The sequence below is a fragment of the Streptomyces sp. NRRL WC-3618 genome (assembly GCF_001280005.1).
Lineage (GTDB): Bacteria > Actinomycetota > Actinomycetes > Streptomycetales > Streptomycetaceae > Streptomyces.
This window is the reverse complement of record NZ_LGDW01000026.1, coordinates 1-24,163: the sequence shown is the minus strand read 5'-3', so window position 1 is coordinate 24,163 and position 24,163 is coordinate 1. Positions and strand designations below refer to the sequence as shown.

Below are 24,163 nucleotides of genomic sequence, written 5' to 3'. Positions count from 1 at the left end.
GGGTAGGGGTGGCGGTGGTGATGCGGGGCCGTCCGCTCCGCCGCTTGCTCGGCGGCTTCGACCATGTGCTGCACGATCGTCGTCGCCGGGACCACCGGCCATCGGTCGGACACGTCCGGCCAGCCTGGACGCTGCGGGAAGAAGCAGTGGTCGAGGAGGTACGGCATGGTGTCGGGGGATACGTGGACGGTGGTGCGCCAGGGGGGTGGTGGGGTGGCCCCCGGCTGGCGTGAAGCCCCGGCAGGTGGGGGTGCGACCTGGGGGAATGCATTCGTGGGCGGCACGGAAGCCTGGCGGGAGGCCCCGGTCGGTGGCACGGACGCGTGTCGTGTGGGCTGGGAGGAGACACCGGCGGGCGTCGCTGCGGGCCGTCGGTCCAGCCCGGTGGGCGTGTGGCGGGTCGGGGCGGGCAATCCGGTGCTCCCGGTGGGGCCGCCCGGACCCTGCGTGGCGTCGCCCGCATAGGCCGCGGCCGAACCCGGACGACGGTGGCCCGCGCCGATCAGCTCGGCTGCGGCGTCCGCCGTCTCCCGCAGCAGGGCGCCGAGTTCGGCGGCGGCGGGGAAACGGCTGGCGAGGGCGTCCAGGGACGAGGTCAGCCCGGGGGCATATGGAGTTTCCATGGCACCCAACGCCCCGTCAAGAGCGCCCCGTTGGGTCGAGACCGCCGCCCGAGCGGCCACCGCCGAGGGGTCGCCGACACCCGGCAGCCCCACCGGACCGGGAGCCTCGGTGGCACCCAACACCCCTGCGGCACCTCCCCGTTGCGCCGAGACGGCCGCCGGAGCGGTCACCGGCGAGGGGCCTCCCCCGCCGGGCAGACCCCCAGAAACGGGCGCCCCGGTGACTCCCGACAACCCTGCGGATTGGTCCCGTTGACTCGGCACCGACGCCGGAGACGCCGTCCCCGGCGCCCCAGTGGCCGCACCCCCCGCCAGACCCCGCCCCAGACTCAGGTCCGCCCGCAGTCGGGTGAGCGTCGGTTCGTCGAGGGATATGAGGGCGCCGCCCAGGTCGAGGCGGACCGGTGGGCGGTTGGAAGGCCGGTCCCCCCGCACGGAGGCCGTTGCGTGGGCCGGGTCCGTGGAGCGGTCGGAGGGACCGGCGGTGTGGGGAGTGGGCCCGCCGGTGGGGTTGCCGAGGGCGGGCGACGGCAGTGCGGGTGCCGTCTCCCTCCCTGTCGTCCACAACGCCGTTGCCACGCGCCGGAGTTGCGCCAACCCGTCGCGGTGCGGGGAGTTGGCGGCGACGACCAGATGATCGCGGCCCGCCAGCGTGTCGCCGATGAGGGAGCCGAGCTGGCCGGTGCCGACCTGGACGAAGGTCCGGTGTCCGGCCGCGTACATCGCCTCGACGAGTTGCCGGAAACGCACCGGTTCCAGCAGATGCCGTACGAACAGTTCACGCACCGCCGACTCGCCCGCCGGGAAGGGTGCCGCCGTGGTCCCCGACCAGACCGGAACCGTCGGCGGCCGGAGCCGGAAGCGGTGCGCGGCCTGCTCGATCGGGGCCAGGTAGGGCGCCAGCATCGGTGTGTGGAAGCCGGACTGGAAGGGCAGCACCTGGCTGAGCACCCCCCGGGCACGGAACGCCCGGACGAACTCCTCGACCGCCTCTTGCGGGCCGCACACCATCGACTGGCCGGGCGCGTTGTCGTGCGAGAGCACGATGCCGGCGTCCCCCCAGCCCTCCTCGGCGAGCGCCGCGAGCACCCGTTCGGCGGGCGCGCCGAGCGCCCCGAACGCCAGCCCCGGCACACTCACCGTGTCGGGGTCGAAGGTAGCCATGAAGGCGCCGACCTCGTCCTGGTCGTACAGTCCGGCGGCCGTCATCGCCGTCCATTCGCCGACGCTGTGCCCGGCGACCGCGTCGGGGACGACGCCCATGCGGCGCAGCGCCCGGTCGAGGAGCAGCCCGACCCCGACGACCCCGAATCCGTGCCGGCCCACGTCCCCGACCTCGGCCCGTTCTCCGGCCGGGAGGACACCGTCCAGACCGAAGTGGGCGGCGATGTCGTCGACGCGGGGCTCGAAGTCGCCTTCGAGTCCGGGGAAGACGAAGGCCAGGCCACCCAACTCGTGGGCCGCGCCCGCCTGTAGAGGCCCGGGGCGGTACCAGACGTCGCTACGGCCGTGCCACGTACGACCCTTGGCGACCGTCCGGCGGGCCAGGGTGAGCCGCTTCGCGGTCGGGTCGACGATGCCGAGCCGGGTACGCCCGGCCCGCTGATGCGTACGGGTGGCGTCGAGACCGGCGGCGAGTACGGCCGTGTCGTCGGCGTCCAGGAGGGCGGCGAGGCTCTCGGGGGTGTCGGCGGCGAGCAGCAGGACGCGCTCGGGCTCGACAACGGTGACCGTCGGCGCCGGGGACGCCGCCCCCATACGCGCCGCCTTCCCCCTACGCGCTGCCTTCCCCGTACGCGCTCCCGGCGCCTCCTCGATCACCACATGCGCGTTGATCCCGCCGAACCCGAACGCGTTGACCGCCGCCCGACGTACCGGCTGCTCGGCCGTTGTCTCCCAGGGCGCCGCCTTGTCCAGCGGGCGGAAGCGGGTGGCCGCGAGGGCCGGGTGCGGGTCGTCGCAGTGGAGGGTGGGCAGGAGCATGCCGTGGTGGACGGCGAGGGCGGCCTTGACCAGGCCCGCGACCCCGGCGGCGGGCATGGTGTGCCCGATCATCGACTTCACGGAGCCGATCACCGCCGGGCCACCGCCATCCGCGTCGCCGCTTTCCCTGGGCCCGAACACCTCGGCCAGCGTCGCGAGTTCGGCGGCGTCACCGGCGGGGGTCGCCGTGCCGTGGGCCTCCAGGAGGCCGAGGGAACCGGGCTGGGCGGGGTCGAGACCGGCGGCTTGCCAGGCCTGGCGTACGGCGTGGGTCTGGCCGCCGGGGTCGGGGTTGACGAGACCGGCGGCGCGGCCGTCGCTGGCCACGCCGGTGCCCCGGATGACGGCGTAGATCCGGTCGCCGTCGCGCTCGGCGTCGGCGAGGCGCTTGAGGACGACGACGCCGGTGCCCTCACCGATCAGGATGCCGTCGGCGCCCCGGTGGAAGGGGCGGATGCGCTGGCTGGGCGAGAGGGCGCGCAGCTGCGAGAAGACGCTCCACAGGGTGATGTCGTGGCAGTGGTGGACTCCGCCGGCCAGCATCAGGTCGCAGCGCCCGGACGCGAGTTCGTTCACCGCCTGGTCCACGGCGACCAGCGAGGAGGCACAGGCCGCGTCCACGGTGTACGCGGGTCCGCGCAGGTCGAGCCGGTTGGCGACCCGGGAGGCGGCAAGGTTGGGGACGAGTCCGATCGCCGACTCGGGGCTGTCGGGGCCGAGGCGGTCCGTGAACGCCGTACGGACGCGGTCGAGTTGGCCGGGATCAAGGTCCGGCAGCAACTCGCCCAGCGTTCGGACGAGTTGGCTCGCTGTACGGACCCGCTGGTCGAGCCGGACGAGTCCGGGGGTGAGGTAGCCGCCCCGGCCGAGGACCACGCCGATGCGGTGGCGGTCGGGGAGGTGGTCGTCGCCGCCCGCGTCGGCGAGGGCGGCGGCGGCCACGTTGAGGGCGATGAGCTGGTCGGGTTCGGTGCCGGAGACGGAGTTCGGCATGATCCCGAACCGGGTCACCTCCACCTCCGCCAGTGCGTCCACGAACCCTCCGCGCCGGCAGTACACCTGGTCGGCGACGGCACGGTCACCGGCGGAGTCCGGCCGGTAGTAGGCGTCCGCGTCCCAACGCCCGTCCGGCACCTCGGTGATGGCGTCCGTGCCGGCGAGCAGGTTCTGCCAGTAGGCGTCGAGGCCGGGGGCGCCGGGCAGCAGCACCGACATGCCGACGATGGCCACCGGCACGGCCGTTGCGTGACGATCCGTCATGTCGCTTACCAGCCCGACGAGGTGTAGACGACGGCGCCTGCCGACTCCTCGCCCCAGGCCAGTTCGCGCAGCAACGCGGCCGTGCCCTCCTCGGGGTCGATGAGCCTGACCCCACGGCGGGCGTACTCGCGCCCGAGTTCGGGGGTCACCATGCCGGTGTGGCCGCCGGTCGGCGCCCATGGCCCCCAGTGCACGGTCAGGGCCCGCTGGCCGGACCGGGCCGCCCAGGCGGCGCCGAGGGTCTGGAGCGCGTCGTTGGCGGCGGCGTAGTCGACCTGGCCCCGGTTGCCGAGGACGGCGGAGATGCTGCCGAACAGGACCGCGAAAGCAGGGGGGTTGGGGAGCTGCTCCAGCGCCGCGAGCAGTGTTTCGGCGCCGGTGGTCTTCGTCCCGTAGACACGCTGGAAGGACTCGGTGGTCTTCTCGGCGATCAGCCGGTCCTCGATCACCCCGGCCGCGTAGACGACCCCGTCGAGGCGGCCGTGTTCGGCGTGGATCTCCTTCACGGCCTGGAGCGCCGCGTCCTGTGCCCTGAAGTCGACGGAGTGGTAGCGGGCCGGGCTGCCCAGGGCTTCGAGTTCGGCGAGGGTGGCGGTGATCTCCCGTTGAGCGAGCAGGAGTTCGGCCTCGCGGCTGATCGCGGCGGGGGTGAGCCCGCCCCGGGCGGCGAGGGCGGCGCGGAGTTCGGTCCGGGTACGGGCGGTTGCCGTGGCCGCGTCCTCCGGGCCGTCCGGTGCGGGTGTCCGGCCGAGCAGTTCGATCCGGCAACGGGAGGCGGATGCCAGTGCGGCGGCGAACTTCGCGGTGATGCCCCGCGCCCCGCCGACCAGCAGCACCACACTGTCCCGGTCCAGTCCGAGGGCGGCGGCCTCGGCGGCACCGTCCCCGGCGGGTCCCGCGCCGGTGGTTCCGAGGGCGCCGAGGGGGGTTTCGACCAGCTCAAGTCCGTGGCGCCCGGCGGCGGTTCGCAGGACGACCGGGGTGCGGTCGGGGGCGAGCAGCTCGCCGAGCAGCGCGTCGGCGACAGCGGCGGCACCGGTCTCAGGGAGGGTGAGGTCAATGATCCGCGCGTCCGTCTCCGGGTACTCCCGGGCCACGGTCCGGAAGAGCCCGTGCAGACCGGCAGACCTCAACTCGGCGCCGTCCGGGGCGCCTTCCGCAGTCACTCGTACGGCGAACAGCTGGCGCGGGCCGAGTCCGAGGGCCGCCTTGAGGACGGGGAACGCGTCGGGCAGCACCGGCGGCCGGGAGGCGGCCAGCGGGTCGAGGTACAGCACTCCGTCGACTGGTCCGTCCGCCTCCGTCAGCAGGTGCTCGGGCCCCAGGACCACCGCGTCGGCGCCGTGCCCGGCGAGCCTCGCCACCACCTCGCGGGCAACCTCCCCCGCGTCGTCGTCGCCGAGGACCACGAACCGCTTCCCAGCCAGGACGGCGGCGGGGTCGCCGGTCCCGGTCACGTTCCCGTCCTGCTGCTCCAGCAGGACGGGCCGCAACTGGAAGCGCTTCGGTGCCTCGCCGATGACCTCCGGGGGCGCCTCGGCCTCACCGGCCGCTGCCGGTCGCGGTGCCTGCGGCGGAGCCGACGCTTCCTCGGCTTCGGCCGGCCCTACGAGCCGCGCCGCCAGCCATGCCGTCACCGAGGCCGCCGTACGGGCCTTGGCGAGCTCCTCCAGCTCGGCGTCGGCAAGCACGGTGAGGTCACCACCACCCCCGACCCCGAGCCGCTGCGCCAACTCACCAGCAATCTCAGCCCGCTTGATCGAGTCGATACTCAGATCGGCCTCCAGATCAAGATCCGGCTCGATCATGTCCACCGGATACCCGGTCCGCTCACTGATGATCTCCAGCACCACCCCCAGCACATCCGCCTCCGTGAACCCCACGACGGCGGCCGGGGCGGGGACAGGCGCGGGTACGGCGTAGAGCGCGGGCGGGTACGTGGGGGCGGGCAGCTGCGCGGCCTGCTGGAACTGGGACTCTGCCGCCCCCAGGGGCTCCGGGGCTGCGGGCGCGGGTGTCCACTGGCCCGGTGTCGCGCCGAAGTACGTGAGGAGTACGTCCCGTTGGGCGGCGACCATCTCGCGGCTGGTGCGCAGGAACTCGGAGATCAGCGCGTCCCTGCCGTGAGCGCCCGGGGTGGCGTCCTGGTGATTCGCGGTCACTGTCGTCGTCTCCACTACGCGTCGGGCCGGTGCGAGGGCACCGGGGAGGAGTTCGCCGGCGGCGGTGCGGACCAGGTGGCCGTCGACCGTCCAGCCGGGGCGCTTGGGTGCCTTGGTGCGCATCGCGTCGACGGCGTCGCGCCCGTGGAAGAGCCATCCGGTGCGCACCGGCTGTCCCGCGACGGCCAGTTGGGCCAGCGCGTCCAGCCAGCCGCGCAGTCCGCTGTCGGGACGCGGTTCGCAGGCGACGGTGCGGTGGGGGCGGTCGCCGAGGATCTGGCCGACCAGACGGGTCAGTACGGACCCTGGCCCGGCCTCGACGAAGATGCGGGCGCCCGCCTCGTACATCGCCTCGATCTGGGCGACGAAGGCGACCGGGGCGCCGATCTGGGCGGCGAGTTCGGCACGCACCGCGTCCGCGTCGGCGCCGTACGGGGCGGCCGTACGGTTGGACCACACCGTGAACTCGGGTGCGCGCAGGGGCTGTTGGGCCAGCACGGCGGCGAAGCGTTCGCCGGCCCCGGCGACCAGCGGGCTGTGGAAGGCGCAGGCGACGGGGATGCGCTTCGCGCCCAGTCCGGCGGCGCGCAGCAACCGTACGGCCTCGTCGACCGCCTCCGTCGGCCCCGAAATGACCGTCTGCTTGGGCGAGTTGTGATTGGCGACGACGACGGAGGCGGGCGCTTCGGCGGCGCGCAGGGCGGCCGTGACGTCCTCGGCGCCCGCCGACACCGCCGCCATGGTGCCCGGGTCGTCGCCCGCGTCACCGGCGGCCGAGAGGATCGCGGTCGCGCGCTGGGCGCTCAGCGCGAGGAGGGTTTCCGGGTCGAGGGCGCCGGCCGCGCTGAGGGCGACGAGTTCGCCGTAGCTGTGCCCGGCGGCCATGTCCGGGCGTACGCCCGCCGTGGTGAGCAGGGCGTGCGCGGCGAGACCCGCGATGCCCAGGGCGGGCTGGGCGACCCGGGTGTCGGTGAGGGCGGCGTGCTGGCGGTCGCGGGTGGTGTCGTCGAAGGGGGTGGGCGGGTAGAGGACGTCGGCGTGGTCGCGGCCCAGTTCCAGGTAGTACTGGAGTTCGGGGAGTGCGACGAACACGTCGGCGAGCATGCCGGTCCGCTGGCTGCCCTGCCCGGGGAAGAGGAAGGCGACCTGGCCCGGGGTCTCCTGCTGGTTCCGTGCGAGGTGGATGCCGGCCCGCGGATCGTGCTCACCCGCCAGCGCCCGCCGCAACTGCCCGACGAGTTCCGCCGGGTCCGTCGCCACGACCGCGATCTGCACGGGTTCGTGCCGGGCGTCGGAGCGGCGGGAGGCAGCGAGCGCGAGATCACGCAGCCGCCAGGAGGACTGCTCGTCCTGGGCCGGCTTCAGCACATCCTCGACGGCGCGCCGGGCCCCTGCCGGATCGGCGGCCCGGAAGGTGAACAGTTCGGCGGGCCAGGCGTCCAGTGTGTGCGCAGGCGGGGCGGAGTCGGCGTAGGCCTCCAGCACCACATGGAAGTTGGTGCCGCCGAAGCCGAACGCGCTGACGCCCGCGACGCGTTCGTGCGCCGGTGTCGCCCAGGGCCGCGCCTGTCCGTGGAACACGAACGGGCTGCTGCCTGCCTCCCAGGCGGAGTTGGGCTCGCTGACGTGGAGAGTGGGCGGCTTGACCCCGGTGTGCAGGGCGAGGACGGTCTTGATGAGTCCGGCCAGGCCGGCGGCGCACTTGGTGTGGCCGATCTGCGACTTGACCGAACCGAGGGCGACACCCCCCGGCTTGGCCCCGGCCTCGCTGAACACCTCGCCCAGGATGGTCAGTTCGGTACGGTCACCAACCACGGTTCCCGTGCCGTGCGCCTCCACGAGCCCGACCTCGGCGGGCGACACCCCGGCGTTGCGGTACGCCCGTTGCAGCGCGGCCCGCTGCCCCTCGGGCCGGGGAGCCGTCAGTCCGAGGGAGCGCCCGTCACTGGAGCTGCCGACTCCCTTGATGACCCCGTAGATCCGGTCGCCGTCGCGCTCGGCGTCCGCCAGCCGCTTCAGCACGACACACGCGACGCCCTCCCCCAGCGCTATCCCGTCCGCCGAGCTGTCGAAGGCGCGGGAACGCCCGGTCGGGGACAGCGCGTGCACGGAGGAGAAGAGGACGTAGTCGTTGATGCCGTTGTGCAGGTCGGCGCCGCCGCACAGCACGACGTCGCTGGTCCCGCCCACCAGTTCCTTGCAGGCCACGTCGACGGCGGCCAGGGACGAGGCGCACGCGGCGTCGACCGTGTAGTTGGCACCGCCGAGGTCGAGCCGGTTGGCGATCCGGCCGGAGATGACGTTGGAGAGCATGCCGGGGAAGGAGTCCTCGGTGAGCCTGGGCAGCTGATCGACGAGCCCGTCCGGCACCTTGCCGTAGTAGGAAGGCAGCACGGCCCGCAGCGTGCCCGCGTTGGACAGGTCGCTGCCCGCCTCCGCGCCGAAGACGACCGAGGTGCGCGAGCGGTCGAACTCCCGCCCCCGCTCCCCGTATCCGGCGTGCGTCAGGGCCCGCCGGGCGGCTTCGAGCGCCAGCAGCTGGACGGGCTCGATGCTGCCGAGCGAGGTGGGCGGAATGCCGTACGACAGCGGGTCGAAGGGGATGCGGGGCAGGAAGCCGCCCCACTTGGAGGGCGTGACGCCCCCGTCCCCGTCCTCGGCCGAGTAGTGCACGGAGGGGTCCCAGCGGTCGGCCGGCACCTCCGCCACGGCGTCGTGACCGCCGAGGACGTTCGCCCAGAAGGCGGCGAGGTCGGGCGCGTCCGGGAACATGCAGGCCATGCCCACCACGGCGACGTCGAGGGGTGCGGGCGCCGGGGCCTCTTCGGGCGGACGCACACCGAGCGGCTCCCGCAGCTCTGCCGCCCGCCCGGTGAGGAAGTCGGCGGCGCCTTCCGCCACGGAGTGGTGCAGCGCGCCGACGGTCGTGACCGCCGAGCGCAGCACGGCCACTTCTCCGGCCATGAACATGCCCTCGGTGAGCTGCCGTTGCTCGTCCACGGCCGCCAACTCGCCCTCGGTATCCCGTTCGATGCCCTTGCTGGCGATCCGCAGCCGCCCGACGTTGAGCCGCTCCAGTTCCTCCCAGATCCGCCGCTCGGGCACCCCGCTCGCCCTCAACTTCGCTTCGAGGTCACGGTAGTTGTCGCTGAACGGACTGGGCACGCACCGGGTGGCGTGACCGGGGGCGGTCTCCAGCAGCGCGGTACTGGTCGCGTCGACGACCTGGCGCTGGAAGAGCGGCTGGACCGCTCCGCAGGCCACGGCCTCCTCGGTGAACAGATAGGCGGTGCCCATCAGTACGCCGACGGACGCACCGCGCGCGGTCAGCGGAGCGGCGAGGGCGGCGACCATCGCGGCCGACCGCTCGTCGTGAACGCCGCCCGCGAAGAACACCTCGACGCCCTCGGCGTCACTGTCCGGGGCCCCGGCCAAGTAGTCCTCGATGACGGCGAGTTGGGCTTCCCAAAGCGGAAAGCTGCCGCGCGGTCCGACATGGCCGCCGCACTCGGACCCCTCGAACACGAACCGGCGGGCCCCCGCTTCCAGGAACTGCTTCAGCAGGCCCGGCGAGGGCACGTGCAGGAAGGTGCTGATCCCGGCCCGCTCCAGCGCCTCGGCCTGGGCGGGCCGGCCGCCCGCGATGATGGCGTGCGTGGGCCGCAACTCCCGTACGGCTTCGAGCTGGGCGTTTCGCAGCTCCTCGGGTGCGAACCCGAGGACGCCGACCCCCCAGGGCCGGACGTCTCCGACGGCTTCCCGGGTCTCGGCCAGCATGGTCCGGGTCTGCTCGCCGGTGGCGAGGGCCAGCGCGACGAACGGCAGGGCGCCGCCCTCGGCGACGGCGGCGGCGAACCGCGCCTGGTCGCTGACGCGGGTCATCGGCCCCTGGGCGATGGGCAGTTGGGTACCCAGGGCCCGGCTCATCGGGGACCCGGCACGCAACGCGCGTACGGCACCGTCACCCCGTACGACATCTCCTACGACATCCCGCACCGCTTCGGTGAGGGCGCGGACCGTGCGGGCGGTGTCGCCCCAGCGGTCGGCGAAACGGGCGGCGAGGAAACCGTCCTGGCCGACCGGGAGGAGTTGGGTGCGCGGGTCCTGGGCGCCGAGCAGCGCCGCGACCGCCGCCGGATCAGCGGCCGGGACGGGCGGGGCGTCGGGGCCGCGCCGGTGCAGTACGCGGTGACCGGCCACGACGACGGTCTCCGAGCCGTCCATCGAGCGCAGCGCGGCAGCCGTCGCCTCCGGCAGCGACGACTCGGCGAGCAGGGCGAGTTGGCTGTCGAGGACGACGCCCGCCGCTCCCCCGGCGACGGCGGCGACGGCCGTACGGGGGCCGATGCCGCCGCGTGCCCAGACGGGGAGGTCGATGCCGGGTTCGGCGAGGAGCCGTTGCAGCAGGACGAAGGTGCTGAGCTCGCCGATCCGGCCGCCGCCGTCGCTGCCCCGGGCGATCAGCCCGTGCGCACCGGCGTGGACGGCGGCGAGGGCGTCCGCCAGGTCGGTGACCTCGACGAGGACGCGGTGCCGGGCGGCGATCTCGGCGACCGGCCGGAAGGCGTCGGCGGCATCGGGGGCGAGGATCACGGTGCCGGGGCCGTCGTCGCCGCCCAGGTCAGCGGGGGTGAGCCGGCAGTGCGGGCCGATGCGTACGCCGTAGCGGAATCCGGGGGCCGTGGCGGAGGCGGGCGCCTGGGCGGCGAGGCGGCGCATTCTCGCCAGCGCGTCTCTCGCTCTTCGGTCGCCGAGGCCCAGGTCCAGTACCCCGAGGCCGCCCGCCCGACTGACGGCGGCGGCGAGCCGGGCGTCGGGCTCGCCGAAAGGGGTGACTCCAACGATCATGTCAACGGCGCGCACGGCAGACGTCATGATTCTCCGAAATATTCGGTGAAATTGCACGGTGGGGGTTTGTGGCGCAGACGTACTTCACCTCAAGGCGAAACCAACGGGAAGCTAGCGCCGACATTACTCACGAGTCAACATGGCGCGGAATATTCCCTAAGCGGCCGATTCCATTCGGCCAGCGCCGCCCGACCACCCCAAGTCCCGAAAAACCGCCCAATTCCAATCAGTTTCGACGTCACCGCAGACCCGGCGGTACGCCTCCTGGCGTCAGGGAGCTGTCGGATACCCGGTTGAATTCACTTCGGCCTCACGCCCCGGAAACACCACTGGCGAGGGAAGTAAACCTTGTAAATTCTTCATGTCCGCGTCGCGGCGGCCGAATCGGGCCATGCGTAGGACATGAATCGGGCCATGCGTAGGACACCCTTCGGCAACGCCAAAGGCGCCCGCCGGGTGACTCAGAGACTCACCGACGACAGACCCCTACTTTCACGTGACCTTCCGCGACAGGACAAGGGGCAGGACGCGACAGAACGCGCACGGGGGCGCGAGGGGCACGCCTTGAGGGCCGAAGGGCGAGGGCCGAAGGGCGAGGGCCCAGCGACTGTCGGGCGGGACCTCGGTCCGATGAACGGTCACGCCGAACGCTTACGGGCGGCGGTCTTCTTGGCCGCGGTCTTCTTCGCCGTACTGGCCTTGGTCGTGGTGGTCTTGGCCGTACTGGTCTTGCTCGCCGTCTTCTTGGCGGTGCCGGTCGACTTCCTGGCGGCGGGGGCCTTCTTGGTGGCAGCCTTCTTCGCGGTGGAGGTCGACTTCTTCCCGGCCTCGGCCTTGGGCGTGGCCCGGGAGGTCGCCCGGGAAGTGGCCCGGGGCGCCGCCTTGGAAGCCGTACGGCGCTCACGCAGGGACTGCACCTCCCCTTCCCCTCCCTCCTCCTCCGTACCCTCCGCGACCTCCTCGCCGCGCGATTCCTTGGCCTCCCGCACGCTCTTCTCCAGCGCGGCCATCAGATCCAGCACCTTGCCGCCACCGCTCGGAGCCGGGGCGTGCGGCGCCTCCTCGCCGGAGGCCTTCGCGGCGATGAGCTCCTCCACGGCTTCGCGGTAGTCGTCGTGGAGGTCGGCGAGGTCGACCTCGCCGAGGGTGGCCATGAGGGCGTCGGCGAGATCGAGTTCCTGGTCCCTCACGGTGACGCTCGCGTCCGGCGCGACACCCTCCGTGTCGCGGATCTCGTCGGGCCAGAGCAGCCCGTGCATGGCGATGACGTCGTCGACGACCCGCAACATGCCGAGCCGCTCCCGCCCCCGGAGCGCGAACTTGGCGATGGCGACCTTCTGGCTGCGCTTGAGCGCCTCGCGCAGCAGGGTGTAGGGCTTGGCGGCCGGAACCCCGTTCGCGGAGAGGTAATAGGCGGTGTCCATCTGGAGCGGATCAATACGGTCGCCGGGCACGAAGGCGACGATCTCGATGGTCTTGGCGGTGGGCAGGGGCAGCGACGCCAGATCGTCGTCGGTGATCGGGATCATCGCGCCGTCGGCACCCTCGTACGCCTTGCCGATCTCGTCCCCCCGCACCTCGCGGTCCTCCACCTCGCAGACCTTGCGATAGCGGATGCGCCCGCCGTCCTCGACGTGGATCTGCCGGAAGGAGATCGAGTGGCTCTCGGTGGCGTTCACGAGCTTGATCGGGATGCTGACCAGCCCGAAGGAGATGGCGCCGTTCCATATGGATCGCACGAGGTGAACCTTCCTTCGGAGGTGGCTTTGCCCCACTTTCGTGGGATTCTCATCGTATGACGCCGATCACGGAGGTGGAGGGGCGAAGGGTGGCTCTCTCCAACCTGGAGAAGGTGATCCACCCGGCGACCGGCTTCACCAAGGGCGAGCTGCTCCACTACTACGCCACCACCGCGGACGCCCTCCTCCCCCACCTGCGCGACCGCCCGGTCTCCTTCCTCCGCTACCCGGACGGCCCCGACGGCCAGCTCTTCTTCACCAAGAACGTGCCACCGGGTACGCCCGACTGGGTCACGACAGCGCACGTTCCGCGCTCGGAGGGCCCGGCACGCATGGTGCTGATCCAGGACCTGCCCTCGCTGATGTGGGCGGCGAACCTGGTCACGGAGTTCCATACCCCCCAGTGGCTGATCGACGCCCCCGGCGAGGCCGACCGCCTGGTGATGGACCTGGACCCCGGTCACCCGGCCACGATCGTCGAGTGCTGCGAGGTGGCGCTCTGGCTACGGGAACGACTGGCGGCGGACGGGATCGAGGCGTACGCGAAGACGTCGGGCTCGAAGGGCCTGCACCTCCTGGCAGCGCCGGCGGCCCTGACCCCGTCCGGCGAGATCACGGCGTACGCGAAGGAACTGGCGGTCGAGGCGGAACGCGCCCTCCCCCACCTGGTCGTCCACCGCATGACCCGCAGCCTGCGCCCCGGCAAGGTCTTCGTCGACTACAGCCAGAACGCGGCCCGGAAAACGACGGCGACGCCGTACACCCTGAGGGCCCGCAGGGAGCCGACGGTGTCGACGCCGGTGACGTGGGAGGAGGTGGCGGGGTGCACGAAGCCGGGGCAACTCATGTTCGGAGCGGGGGACATCGAGGGCCGACTGGATACGTACGGGGACCTGCTGTCGCCGCTGGTGCCACCGCAGCCACCATGAGCACGCGGATCTCGGGCTGTTAGCCTGCGCGCATGTCAGATCTGGGGCCCGTCGCCTGGCCGCCTGAGCCGATCAGGACCGAGAGGCTGGTGCTCCGCGCGCCCGAGGCCCAGGACCGTGCGGCGTTCATCGAGCTGCTGGCGTCACCGGAGGTGCACACCTACCTCGGCGGCCCCCGTCCGCGTGCCGACCTCGAGCGAGAGATGCCCGGGACGCCCGAGCGGTGGCCCGGGAGCTTCGTCGTCGATCTCGACGGGGCGATGATCGGCCAGATCCTGCTCAGGAGAGCAACGGAGCACCGCCGTCCGGCTGCCACGGGCAAGGCCGATCTCGGCTACCTCTTCCTGCCGCGGGCGTGGGGATTCGGGTACGCCGCGGAAGCGTGCGCGGCGGCACTCGACTGGTTCGACGGCGCCCTTCCCGGCGAGCCGGTGGTGCTCACCACTCAGACCGCCAACGCCGCCTCGATGCGCCTGGCGGCCAAGCTGGGGTTCACGGAGATAGAACGGTTCCAGGCCTGGGACGCCGAACAGTGGCTCGGCCTACGGCCCACGGTGGCACCGCTCGCTTGAGCGCACGGCCCGTGCTACAGCTCGCTCCCCCCGACCACGCCCCCTAAACCCGCCCACAGGTCCCCCGATCCCGAGCCACCGCATGCAGCGCCTCCACATCCGCCGGTTTCAGCACGCCCCCCAGTTGCGCCAGCCCCGGCAGGTCCGTGTCCCGGAAAATCCTGACCTCTCTCGGGGGGACCGTCACCTTCAGGTCGGCGGGGTCCGTCAGGGTCAGGACGGGGTGGACCTCCGCCGTCAGGGCGTGTGAGGCGCGGTGTGCGTCCGAGCGGATCCTGCGGAGCAGTGGGCGGGGGGCGCGGCGGCCCAGGGTCACCATCGGGTCGGTCACCACGACCCGCTGCTTGCGGGCGTACAGGGTGTACACCGCGTACAGCCCTCCCGGGCCGATCACCAGGTGGTGGATCCGGTCGCCGCCGGGAAGCGGGAGCGAGTGCAGGGTGTGCCACCCCCCGCCCTCCAGCGCCTCCAGCGCGTCACCCACCGTCTGTTCCGCCGTCAGGGCGCGTCGTCGGGGGTCCGGGCGGAGGCGGTGGGGCGGGGCCGGGTCGCGGTCCAGGGCGATCTGAAGGGCCTCGCCGGGGCGGTTGGGGGCCAGGTCGTCGTCGGGGTGGAGGGAGAGGCGGGCCAGTTCCGCCGGGGTCGGGACCGGGGGCGGGCCCACCGCCACGGGGCCCGTCAGGAACGGGGCCAGGGCCTCCAGTACGTCCCCTCGGAGGTCGTCGCTCAGCAGGTTGACCCGGGACGCCTCCCTGTCGTACCAGGCGACGCTCCGCCCGTCCGTCAGGCACACGTACAGCCGTTCGTGACCCTGGCGCCAGGCCGGTACGACGCGCAGTCCGCTCATCCACCCTCACCCCATTCCCCCGCACGCCCATGGGAACAGGCGGGGTGCTGCGACGGCAAGAACCCGGTTACCTTTGTAGGGAGTTGAGGGCGGAGTTGGGTGCCCGAGTGGGGGAGGCGGCGAAGTTGCGGACCCGCAGGAAGCAGCCCGACGTACCGGCACCGGGCGAGCCGTGGAGCGAGATCGTGCCCGGGCTGTGGATGGGCGGACACGAGTTCGCCAGGCACCCCGGGGAACTTGAACTCGCCGTCGTGCACGATGAGTTCGACCTGGTCATGACCCTTCTGAAACTGCCCGGGTACGGGCCGGATCCCGGTGTCGAGCACCATGTGTGGGCCATCCCGGACGGGCCGCTGGACGGGACCCAGCTGGCCGGCGTGATCCGGCTCGCCGAGGCCGCGTGCGCCGCGCAGGAGGACGGGCGCACCGTGCTCGTCCGGTGTTACAGCGGGTACAACCGTTCGGGGCTGGTCGTCGCGCACGCCCTCGTCCGGGACGGGCACACCGTCGACGAGGCGATACGTCTGATCAGGTCCCGCCGCTCCCCGTGGGCCCTGCACAACGACCTGTTCGTCGAGTATCTGCGCACGGGCCTGTCCACGGCCCGGCTGCTGGAGGAACTGGCCGAATAGGCGGAACGGGCGCAGCGGCCGGGCCGGGCGGAGCAGCCGGGTCGATCGGAGCAACCCACGCGGCAACCGTGTCCGCCCTGCGAATAAGGTGTGAATTACGGGGCGACCGACCGGTTGTCGCCCACCACGTCCCCCGGCCAGGAGCAGGAACCCAGTGACTCCCAGCCGCATCTCCCGCGCCGCTTCCGTCTCCCTGGCCGCCCTGACCACTCTGGCCCTCGCCGCCCTCACCTCCGGCTGCGGCGACGCCGGTGGGCTGCGCGGCGCCGGGCCGACCGCCACCGCCGTCAGCCCCGCCCGGCTCTGGCCCGACCTGCCGGCCGCCTCCAGCCCCGCCTGGGACTACGGCGAGGCCGAGACCGAGACCGTGAAGGGCATCACCGCGCCAGGCGACGACATCCACAAGGTCGACCCGGTGGCCGTCGTACGGGCGGAGATCGCCGCGCATCCCGACCTGTACACCGCCGACAGCCCCCCGTACGCCGGGACGGTCTCCCGGATGGCGGCGTGCGGCCCGAAGAGCGGCGGTTCCGGTGCGGGCGCCTGCCCCGTCCTCAAGGCCTACTACCGCGACCTCACCGGTGACGGCCGCGACGACATGGCCCTCGGTTTCCGGCTGCTGCCGGGCAACGGGACGGCCGTACGCGTGTACACCTTCCGGCGGCACAAGTTGGTGCAGATCATGGCGAACGACGACGCGGTGGCCGCCGTGGAACTGGCCGGCCGGGCCGTGATAATCCGCTCGCCGTCGCAGATCCCGGGGTACGAGTACCGCACCCAGTGGACCTGGGACGCCGACCAGAAGGCGATGCTGCTCACCAGCGACGAGTTCCTCCGGACCGGCAAACCGAAGCGCGCCCACTCTGCCCCGGCGACCCCCTCGGCCTCCTCGTCCGCATCCTCGTCCGCCTCCTCCTCGGCGCGCGCCCGGTGAGGGTCGCGCTGCCCGGATGGGCCAGGACCCTCGCCGCCAAGGCCGCGCTGTTCATCACCGGGATGTGCTGCGCCCTCGCCGCCCTGCTCGGCGTCCTCGTGCATGTCTCGGTGACGAATCAGACCGTCGACCAGGCCCGCGACCGCGCCCTGTCCCGGCTCGTGGAGGCCACGGCCGCGTACGAGGCCGGGGACGCCCTCCGGTCGCACGCCGGTATCGATCCGGAGGGGCTGCCGAAGTCGCTGCGGGCGCTCGCGGCGGCCGGGGAGCGCGGCACGATGGTCAGCGACCACGACGGGGTGCCGACGATGTGGGCGGCCGGGCCGGCGAACGGCGGGCACGCCCTCGCCGTGGCCCTCAATTACTCGCAGAGCGCCCGGACGATCGAGGGCCTCGACCGGGCCATCCTGTGGTCGTCGGGCCTCGCCATCGGCGCGACGCTGCTGGTCGGCGCGTTCGCGGTGACCCGTGTGACCCGCCGGCTGCACGCGACCGCCCAGGTGGCCCGCCGGATCAGCGCCGGCGATCTGGACGCCCGCGTCGGCGACGCCCGTACCCAGGACCCGAGCCGTCCGCCGGACGAGGTCGCCGCCGTCGCCGCCGCCCTCGACACGATGGCGGCCTCGCTGCAACGGAAACTGCTCAGCGAGCAGCGCTTCACCGCCGACGTGGCCCATGAGCTGCGTACTCCGCTCACCGGACTGCACGCGGCGGCGGAACTGCTGCCGCCCGGGCGCCCGACCGAGCTGGTCCGGGACCGCGTCGCCGCGCTGCGTACGCTCACCGAGGACCTGCTCGAGATCTCCCGGCTGGACACGGGCAAGGAGCGGCTGGAGGTCGACACCGAGGCCCTCGGCATACTCGCCGAACGGGTCGTGCGGAACGTACGAGCGCCGGGAACCACCGGAGCCGACACGGAGATCGTCGTCGTCCGGGACGCCCTCGTCGACACCGACCGGCGGCGTCTCGAACGGGTGCTCGGGAATCTGGTCGTCAACGCCCACCTGCACGGTCGTACGCCGGTGACGCTGACCGTCGACGGGCCGGTGGTGAGCGTGCGGGACCACGGTGACGGCTATCCGGAGTACCTGGTGGAGCACGGGCCGCAGCGGTTCCGTACGGAGGGCGGGGCGACCGGACACGGGCTCGGGCTGACGATCGCGTTGGGCCAGGCGGAGGTACTGGGCGCCCGGCTGACCTTCGCCAACGTGCCGACGAGCGAGGGCGGCGGCGCTCTGGCGACGCTCACGCTGGCCGAATCAACGGGGCTCGCCACCAACGGCCCAGCGTGACGGGCGTCTTACACGAGGCACTCCTAGCGTGGCGGTTAGTCAGCTCTGTCCGGACAAAGGAGCCCACATGTCACCGCGGACCACCCTGACCCGCCTCGGTATAGCCGCCGCCACCACCGCGCTCGCCGTCGCCGCGGCCACCCCGGCACTCGCGAGTGCCGCCGACGACGACTGGGGCCAGCAGAACAACGGCAACAGCTGGAACCAGCGGCCGAGCAACAACCAGCCGCCGCCGCAGCCGAGCAACAACCAGCAGCAGCCGCCGCAGCAGCCGAGCAACCAGACCGGCAACAGCTGGAACCAGCAGCCGAGCAACAGCCAGCAGCAGCCGAGCAACTCGAACAACCAGAGCGGCAACAGCTGGAACCCGAGCAACCAGAACAACCAGACCGGCACCAGTTGGAACCAGAGCAACCAGAGCAACCAGAGCAACCAGAGCAACCAGAGCAACCAGAGCAATCAAAGCGGCAACGGCTGGAACCAGCAGAACAACAGCCAGCAGCAGCAGAGCGGCAACAGCGACTGGGGACAGCACCACAACAACACCAACAGCACCGTCGGCCCATACCAGGGCATCGTCACCGCCATCGGCGGACTGCGGCTGCGCAGCGCGCCCAACCGTGGCAGCGCGATCATCCGGGTCGTTCCGCAGGGCGCCATCGTCAACATCTTCTGCAAGGTCGCCGGTGAGAACGTCGACGGCAACTCGCTCTGGTACCTCCTCACGGACGGCACCTGGGCCTGGGGCGCCGCCCGCTACATCAACAACATCGGCGCCGCACCACGCTTCTGCTGACCTGCGCACAATATTCCGTCCGCTTTAGGTAGATTCCGGACATGACGAAGCCCGGAACCACCGTGGCGGCGCAGTACGAGGAATCCCCGAAGCCCTGGCTCTCGGAGCCCGCCGATCCCTCCGCTCCCGCCCCGCGAGTCCCCCGGCGCCGTGGCATCGAGCTGGCCCTCATCGTCGTCGCCGTCCTGCTGTGCGTGTACGGCTACTGCGACGTGGGCCTCGCGAAGAACGGCACCGTCCCACCCGGCGCCGCCGGTTACGGCGCCGGGCTCGGCGTGCTCGCGCTCCTCGCGCATGTCGCGGTGCGCCGGCGCGCCCCCTGCGCCGACCCGCTCCTGCTGCCCATCGGCGTGCTGCTCAACGGCCTCGGCCTGGTCCTCATCCACCGGCTCGACCTGGAGACACCCGGGCACCGCGCCGCTCCCGTCCAACTCGTGTGGTCCACGGTCGGCGTGGCGCTGTTCATCGTGGTCGTCGTCCTGCTGCGCGACCACCGTGTCCTCCAGCGGTACGCGTACGTCTGTGTGACCGCCGCCCTCGTCCTGCTCGCCCTCCCGATCTTCTTCCCCTCGGTGAACGGGGCCCGCATCTGGATCCGGATCGCCGGATTCTCCCTCCAGCCGGGCGAGTTCGCGAAAGTACTGCTGGCGGTGTTCTTCGCCGCGTACCTGGCCGCCAACCGGGGGTCGCTCGCGTACACCGGCCGCCAGATCTGGCGCCTGCGCCGTCTCCAGCTTCCGACCGGGCGGGTGCTCGGCCCGATCGTCGCGATCTGGCTGCTCAGCGTCGGTGTGCTCGTCCTGGAGCGCGACCTCGGCACCTCGTTCCTCTTCTTCGGCCTCTTCGTGGTCCTCCTGTACGTCGCCACCGGCCGCACCGGCTGGATCGCGGTCGGCCTGCTGCTGGCCGCGCTGGGCGCGTTCGCCGTCGGGACGCTCGAACCGCACGTCCACAGCCGTGTCGAGGACTGGCTGCACCCCTTCGCGACGATCGACGCAGGCCAGGGCCCCAACCAGCTCTCCCAGTCGCTGTTCGCGTTCGCGGCGGGCGGCCTGTTCGGCACCGGTCTGGGCCTCGGCCACTCGATCCTGATCGGCTTCGCCGCCAAGTCCGACTTCGTCCTGGCGACGGCGGGCGAGGAACTCGGGCTGGCCGGCCTCTCCGCGATCGTCATCCTGTACGCCCTGCTGGTGGAGCGCGGTTACCGGGCCGGCCTCTGCCTGCGCGACCCCTTCGGACGGCTGCTCGCCGTCGGCCTCGCCTCGATCGTGGCGCTCCAGGTGTTCGTCATCGCGGGCGGGGTGTCGGGGCTCATCCCGCTCACCGGCATGGCGATGCCCTTCCTGGCACAGGGGGGCTCGTCCGTCGTCACCAACTGGATCATTGTGGCGCTGCTGATCCGGATCAGCGACTCGGCCCGCCGACAGCCCCAGGACGACGACAGGGCGCCCACACCATGACGAGACAGCCCGAACGGGCAAGAAAACCACGGCAGATGACCCGCTGTATCAAGCACGCGGCCGTCTTCTGCGCCCTGTTGCTCCTCGCCCTCCTCGTCAACCTCACCCGCGTCCAGCTCGTCCAGGCCCAGCGCTACGACGACAACCCGGCCAACCGCCGCCAGGTGATCGCCCGTTACGGCCAGCCACGCGGCGCCATCCTGGTCGGCGGCCGGCCGGTCACCGGGTCGAAGGACACCGGGGAGCAGCTCCGCTACGAACGGACGTACAAGAACGGCCCGTTGTACGCCCCGGTCACCGGCTTCTCCTCCCAGGTGTACGGCACGACGTTCCTGGAGCACGCGGAGGACGGCATCCTGTCGGGCACCGATCCGCTCCTCACCCCGTTCCCCCTGTGGAACGACGTGACGCGCGCACGGAATCCCGGCGGCGACGTCGTGACCACCCTCGACCCGGCCGCCCAGGAGGCCGCCTATGAGGGTCTCGCCGGACGCAAGGGGGCGGTCGCGGCCGTGGAGCCGTCGACCGGACGCATCCTGGCCCTGGTCTCCTCACCGTCGTACGACCCGGCGGTGCTGTCCGGCAACAGACCTACGGTGAAACGGAGTTGGCGGCGGCTCAACGACGATCCGGACAAGCCGATGCTGAATCGGGCGGTGCGGCAGACCTATCCGCCGGGTTCGACGTTCAAGGTGGTCACGGCGGCGGCCGCGCTGGACGCGGGGGTGGTCACCGATCTGGACGAGCCGACCCGCTCCCCCGACCCGTACCGCCTCCCCGGTACGTCCACGGCGCTGACGAACGAGGGCGACGGGTGCGCGGACGCCTCGCTGCGGGCCGCGTTCGCCTGGTCGTGCAACACGGTCTTCGCCAAGCTGGGCGTGGACGTCGGCGTCACCGACCTGGCGGCCACGGCGGCGGGCTTCGGCTTCAACGACCCGGGGCTGCGCGTCCCCTTCTCGGTCGCGCGCAGCACCTTCGACCGCCACGTCGACAAGGCGCAGTTGGCGCTGTCCGCGATCGGCCAGTACAACACGCGGGCCACGCCGTTGCAGATGGCGATGGTCTCGGCGGCGGTCGCCAACGGCGGTCAGGTGCCCTCCCCTTACCTGGTGGAGCGGACAACCACCGCGAACGGTACGACAGTTGCCACACCGGGCGTACGGAGCCGGTTCCGGGCGATGCATCCGTCGACCGCCGTACGGATGCGCGAGCTGATGCGGGACGTCGTGGAGCGGGGCACCGGCACGAACGCGGCGATCCCCGGCGCCACGGTCGGCGGCAAGACGGGCACCGCCCAGCACGGTGTCGGCAACTCCGGTACGCCGTACGCCTGGTTCGTCTCGTGGGCGCAGGGCGAACGGGACGTCGAGCCGGCGGTGGCCGTCGCGGTGGTGGTCGAGGACGCGTCCGCCGACCGTACGGACATCAGCGGCGGCGGGGTGGCGGCGCCGATCGCGCGGGCGGTGATGGAGGCGGTGCTCGGCGAGTGAGAAAAGGGGATGCGGGGCCCGTGCCCCCGCCCTACCGTGCGGCCATGACGCCATCTCCGGAAGCCGCGTACGAACTCGCCCAGGTCAACATCGGCCGCCTCAAAGCCCCTCTGGACTCCGCCGAGTTGAAGCCCTTCGCCGACGGCCTCGCCCCGGTGAACGCCGTCGCCGACGCCTCGGACGGGTTCGTCTGGAGGCTGCAGGACGACACGGGCGACGCGACCGACCTGCGCGCGTTCGACGAGTGGACCCTGGTCAACCTGTCGGTGTGGCGGGACACGGACGCCCTCACGGCGTTCATGTACCAGGGGCAGCACCGGGAGTTGCTGTCGCGCCGCCGGGAGTTCTTCGAGCGGCTGGAGGAGGCGGTCACGACGCTGTGGTGGGTACCGGCGGGACACCGTCCGACCGTCAAGGAGGCGGAGACCCGCCTCCTCCATCTGCGTGCGCACGGCCCGACGGAGTACGCGTTCACCCTGCGTACGTCGTTCCCGCCGGGCCCCGCGGACCCGCTGCCGGCACCGCTCAGCCGATCGGTTTCCTGATCTCCTCGCGGATCTTGACGGCGGTCTCGGCGGCCGCCGCCAGGTCCACCTCGGCGGGCTTCTTCGTGACCGAGTCGGGGGTGATCTCGGCGATCGAGGCACCGGTGTTGCCGTCCACCCAGCCGCAGACCGGGATGGTGATCTCCGTGGCGACTTCGGTCTGGACGAGCACCTCGCAGGTGACGGTGATGTCGGAGCCGGCGGGCTTGAAGTCCCTGGGCTTGACGGCGAGCTTGGCGCCCTCGCCGCCTGCCGCGCCCTTCATCATGTTGTCGCGGGCGAGGTCGGTGTTCTTGAACCGTCCGTACATGCCGGACACCACGAGCGTGCCCGCGGCCTGCTTGCCGCCGAGGCTGTACTGACCGACCACGGCCTTGGTGTCCCGGGCGTCCCAGGCGCCGTCGGCCTCGGTCTCGATGTTCTGGCCCTGGGTTTTGGAGAGGTCCTCAGCGAGTTCGTACTTCTCGTCGAGCACCTTCTGCGGCAGCGTCAGCTTGTACTCGGCCTCGGGAAAGCCGGTGTCGGACTTCACGCTGAACCAGTAGAGGCCGGCCACCGTCGTCACGGCCAGCACGACGACACCGCCGACGATGCCGAGGACCAGCCCGACCCTGCTCTTCCTGGGCGGCGGAGGCGCGGCGCCCCAGGGCGCGGGGCCGGGGGCAGGGGCGCCGTAGGGCTGCTGCTGCCCGTAGGGGAACGGGGGCGGCGGCTGGCCGTAGGGATTCTCGCCGTACGGGCCCGAGGCCTGGTACGGGCCCGACTGGGGGGCCTGGTACGGCGACGCAGGCGGCTGCCGGCCGTAGGGTCCCGAAGTCGGGGGCGGGCCGTAGGGGTTGTCGGGCGGCTGGGGCGGCGGAGTCGTGGACACGACAGCACGCTACTTCACCACTTCACCCGGGTGACTCCACAGGCCTTGGTTCCAGGGGATTGACCCGCTTGCTGACAAGCGGTCTCATAAGCATGTGACGACAGTGACGGAAGCAGAGATACTCCGCGACGCCCTCGGCGTGCTCAAGGACCGGGAACAGGTGGCCGAGCGGCTGCTCGACGCCTCCGCCAAGCACTCCTTCGACCCGGACAGGGAACTCGACTGGGACGCCCCCTTCGAGGACGGCAAGTGGTTCTGGCCGCCCGAGCTGGTCTCCCTGTACGGCACCCCGATGTGGAAACGGATGAGCGAGGAGCAGCGCGTCCTGCTCTCCCGGCACGAGGCGGCGGCGCTCGCCTCGCTCGGCATCTGGTTCGAGATCATCCTGATGCAGCTCCTCGTACGGCACATCTACGACAAGGCGGCGACGAGCGCGCACGTCCGATACGCCCTGACGGAGATCGAGGACGAGTGCCGTCACTCGAAGATGTTCGCCCGCCTCATCAGCCGTGGCGGCACCCCCTACTACCCGGTCAGCCGCGCGCACCAGAACCTGGGCCGCTTCTTCAAGACGGTGTCCACCACGCCCGGTTCGTTCACGGCGACCCTGCTCGGCGAGGAGGTCCTCGACTGGATGCAGCGGCTGACGTTCCCGGACGAGCGGGTGCAACCGCTGGTCAGGGGCGTCACGCGGATCCATGTGGTGGAGGAGGCCCGCCATGTCCGCTACGCCCGGGAGGAACTCCGCCGCCAGATGGTGACGGCGCCGAGGTGGTCGCAGGAGTACACCCGCGTCACATCCGGCGAGTTCGCCCGCGTGTTCTCGGTCGCCTTCGTCAACCCCGACGTGTACGCGAACGTGGGGCTCGACAAGGCGGAGGCGGTGGCACAGGTACGGGCGAGCGGGCACCGGCGGGAGGTGATGCAGTCGGGCGCACGAAAGCTGACGGACTTCCTGGACGACATCGGGGTGCTACGGGGTGTCGGCCGACGGCTGTGGAGGTCGTCGGGCCTGCTGGCTTGACCTCGGAGTGCAGCCCGGTGGGGGCTGGTCGCGCAGTTCCCCGCGCCCCTAAAAGCCCGGGGCTGTGTCGACATGCGGCTCCGCCGCGTGGGCGCGACCAGCCACAACGCACCCGCACCCGTACACACCCCCCCACCCGACTACCCTGCACAC

General features: G+C 72.1%; 15 protein-coding genes. 10 read left to right on the top strand and 5 right to left on the bottom strand.

The window, feature by feature from the left end; translation table 11 throughout:
- The 3 genes from ADL01_RS04335 to ADL01_RS04325 form a co-directional block, all read right to left on the bottom strand.
- On the bottom strand, nucleotides 1-3,866 hold a 3,866-nt coding region (locus ADL01_RS04335), incomplete at its 3' end, for a type I polyketide synthase (protein WP_234354492.1).
- Nucleotides 3,867-3,871: 5 nt separating this feature from the next.
- Nucleotides 3,872-10,903: a type I polyketide synthase gene (locus ADL01_RS04330; protein WP_053740533.1), complete on the bottom strand. Its 7,032-nt coding sequence runs from the start codon at nucleotides 10,901-10,903 to the stop codon at nucleotides 3,872-3,874.
- 611 nt (nucleotides 10,904-11,514) lie between these two features.
- Nucleotides 11,515-12,615: a Ku protein gene (locus tag ADL01_RS04325; protein WP_053740532.1), complete on the bottom strand. Its 1,101-nt coding sequence runs from the start codon at nucleotides 12,613-12,615 to the stop codon at nucleotides 11,515-11,517.
- Nucleotides 12,616-12,671: 56 nt separating this feature from the next.
- On the opposite strand from ADL01_RS04325, the gene ligD reads away from it, so the two are divergent.
- Nucleotides 12,672-13,544 (top strand): non-homologous end-joining DNA ligase, encoded by an 873-nt coding sequence (gene ligD / locus ADL01_RS04320; protein WP_053740531.1) that lies wholly within the window; start codon nucleotides 12,672-12,674, stop codon nucleotides 13,542-13,544.
- Between the two features lie 32 nt (nucleotides 13,545-13,576).
- Complete coding sequence (locus tag ADL01_RS04315) at nucleotides 13,577-14,116, top strand: GNAT family N-acetyltransferase (protein WP_053740530.1); 540 nt, start codon at nucleotides 13,577-13,579, stop codon at nucleotides 14,114-14,116.
- A gap of 43 nt (nucleotides 14,117-14,159) precedes the next feature.
- Here ADL01_RS04315 and ADL01_RS04310 read toward each other — a convergent pair whose 3' ends face one another.
- Nucleotides 14,160-14,963, bottom strand: coding sequence for a nuclease-related domain-containing protein (locus ADL01_RS04310; RefSeq protein ID WP_053740529.1), 804 nt, complete (start codon nucleotides 14,961-14,963; stop codon nucleotides 14,160-14,162).
- A 125-nt stretch (nucleotides 14,964-15,088) separates the two neighbouring features.
- On the opposite strand from ADL01_RS04310, the gene ADL01_RS04305 reads away from it, so the two are divergent.
- The 7 genes from ADL01_RS04305 (at nucleotide 15,089) to ADL01_RS04275 (ending at nucleotide 22,115) form a co-directional block, all read left to right on the top strand.
- Nucleotides 15,089-15,595 carry a protein-tyrosine phosphatase family protein gene (locus ADL01_RS04305; protein ID WP_053740534.1) on the top strand — a complete coding sequence of 169 codons (507 nt, stop codon included), beginning with the start codon at nucleotides 15,089-15,091 and terminating at the stop codon, nucleotides 15,593-15,595.
- Nucleotides 15,596-15,749: 154 nt separating this feature from the next.
- On the top strand, nucleotides 15,750-16,529 hold the full coding sequence (locus ADL01_RS04300; RefSeq protein WP_053740528.1) for a hypothetical protein: 780 nt from the start codon (nucleotides 15,750-15,752) through the stop codon (nucleotides 16,527-16,529).
- The gene (locus tag ADL01_RS04295) at nucleotides 16,526-17,821 is read left to right on the top strand and encodes a sensor histidine kinase (protein WP_053740527.1); all 1,296 of its coding nucleotides are present in this window, start codon (nucleotides 16,526-16,528) and stop codon (nucleotides 17,819-17,821) included. The genes ADL01_RS04300 and ADL01_RS04295 overlap by 4 nt, the downstream gene beginning before the upstream one ends.
- 67 nt (nucleotides 17,822-17,888) lie before the next feature.
- The gene (locus tag ADL01_RS04290; RefSeq protein ID WP_053740526.1) at nucleotides 17,889-18,617 is read left to right on the top strand and encodes an SH3 domain-containing protein; all 729 of its coding nucleotides are present in this window, start codon (nucleotides 17,889-17,891) and stop codon (nucleotides 18,615-18,617) included.
- 41 nt (nucleotides 18,618-18,658) lie between these two features.
- A complete protein-coding gene (locus ADL01_RS04285; protein ID WP_053740525.1) occupies nucleotides 18,659-20,077 on the top strand; it encodes an FtsW/RodA/SpoVE family cell cycle protein in 1,419 nt (472 codons plus the stop codon).
- 35 nt (nucleotides 20,078-20,112) lie between these two features.
- Nucleotides 20,113-21,570 (top strand): penicillin-binding transpeptidase domain-containing protein, encoded by a 1,458-nt coding sequence (locus ADL01_RS04280; RefSeq protein WP_053740524.1) that lies wholly within the window; start codon nucleotides 20,113-20,115, stop codon nucleotides 21,568-21,570.
- Nucleotides 21,571-21,614: 44 nt separating this feature from the next.
- Nucleotides 21,615-22,115: a DUF3291 domain-containing protein gene (locus tag ADL01_RS04275; RefSeq protein ID WP_053740523.1), complete on the top strand. Its 501-nt coding sequence runs from the start codon at nucleotides 21,615-21,617 to the stop codon at nucleotides 22,113-22,115.
- Here ADL01_RS04275 and ADL01_RS04270 read toward each other — a convergent pair.
- Nucleotides 22,096-22,986 carry a hypothetical protein gene (locus ADL01_RS04270; protein ID WP_053740522.1) on the bottom strand — a complete coding sequence of 297 codons (891 nt, stop codon included), beginning with the start codon at nucleotides 22,984-22,986 and terminating at the stop codon, nucleotides 22,096-22,098. The genes ADL01_RS04275 and ADL01_RS04270 overlap by 20 nt on opposite strands.
- A gap of 94 nt (nucleotides 22,987-23,080) precedes the next feature.
- Here ADL01_RS04270 and ADL01_RS04265 point away from each other — a divergent pair, with 94 nt between their 5' ends.
- On the top strand, nucleotides 23,081-24,010 hold the full coding sequence (locus tag ADL01_RS04265; RefSeq protein WP_107090800.1) for an AurF N-oxygenase family protein: 930 nt from the start codon (nucleotides 23,081-23,083) through the stop codon (nucleotides 24,008-24,010).
- The last annotated feature ends 153 nt before the right edge of the window (nucleotides 24,011-24,163 follow it).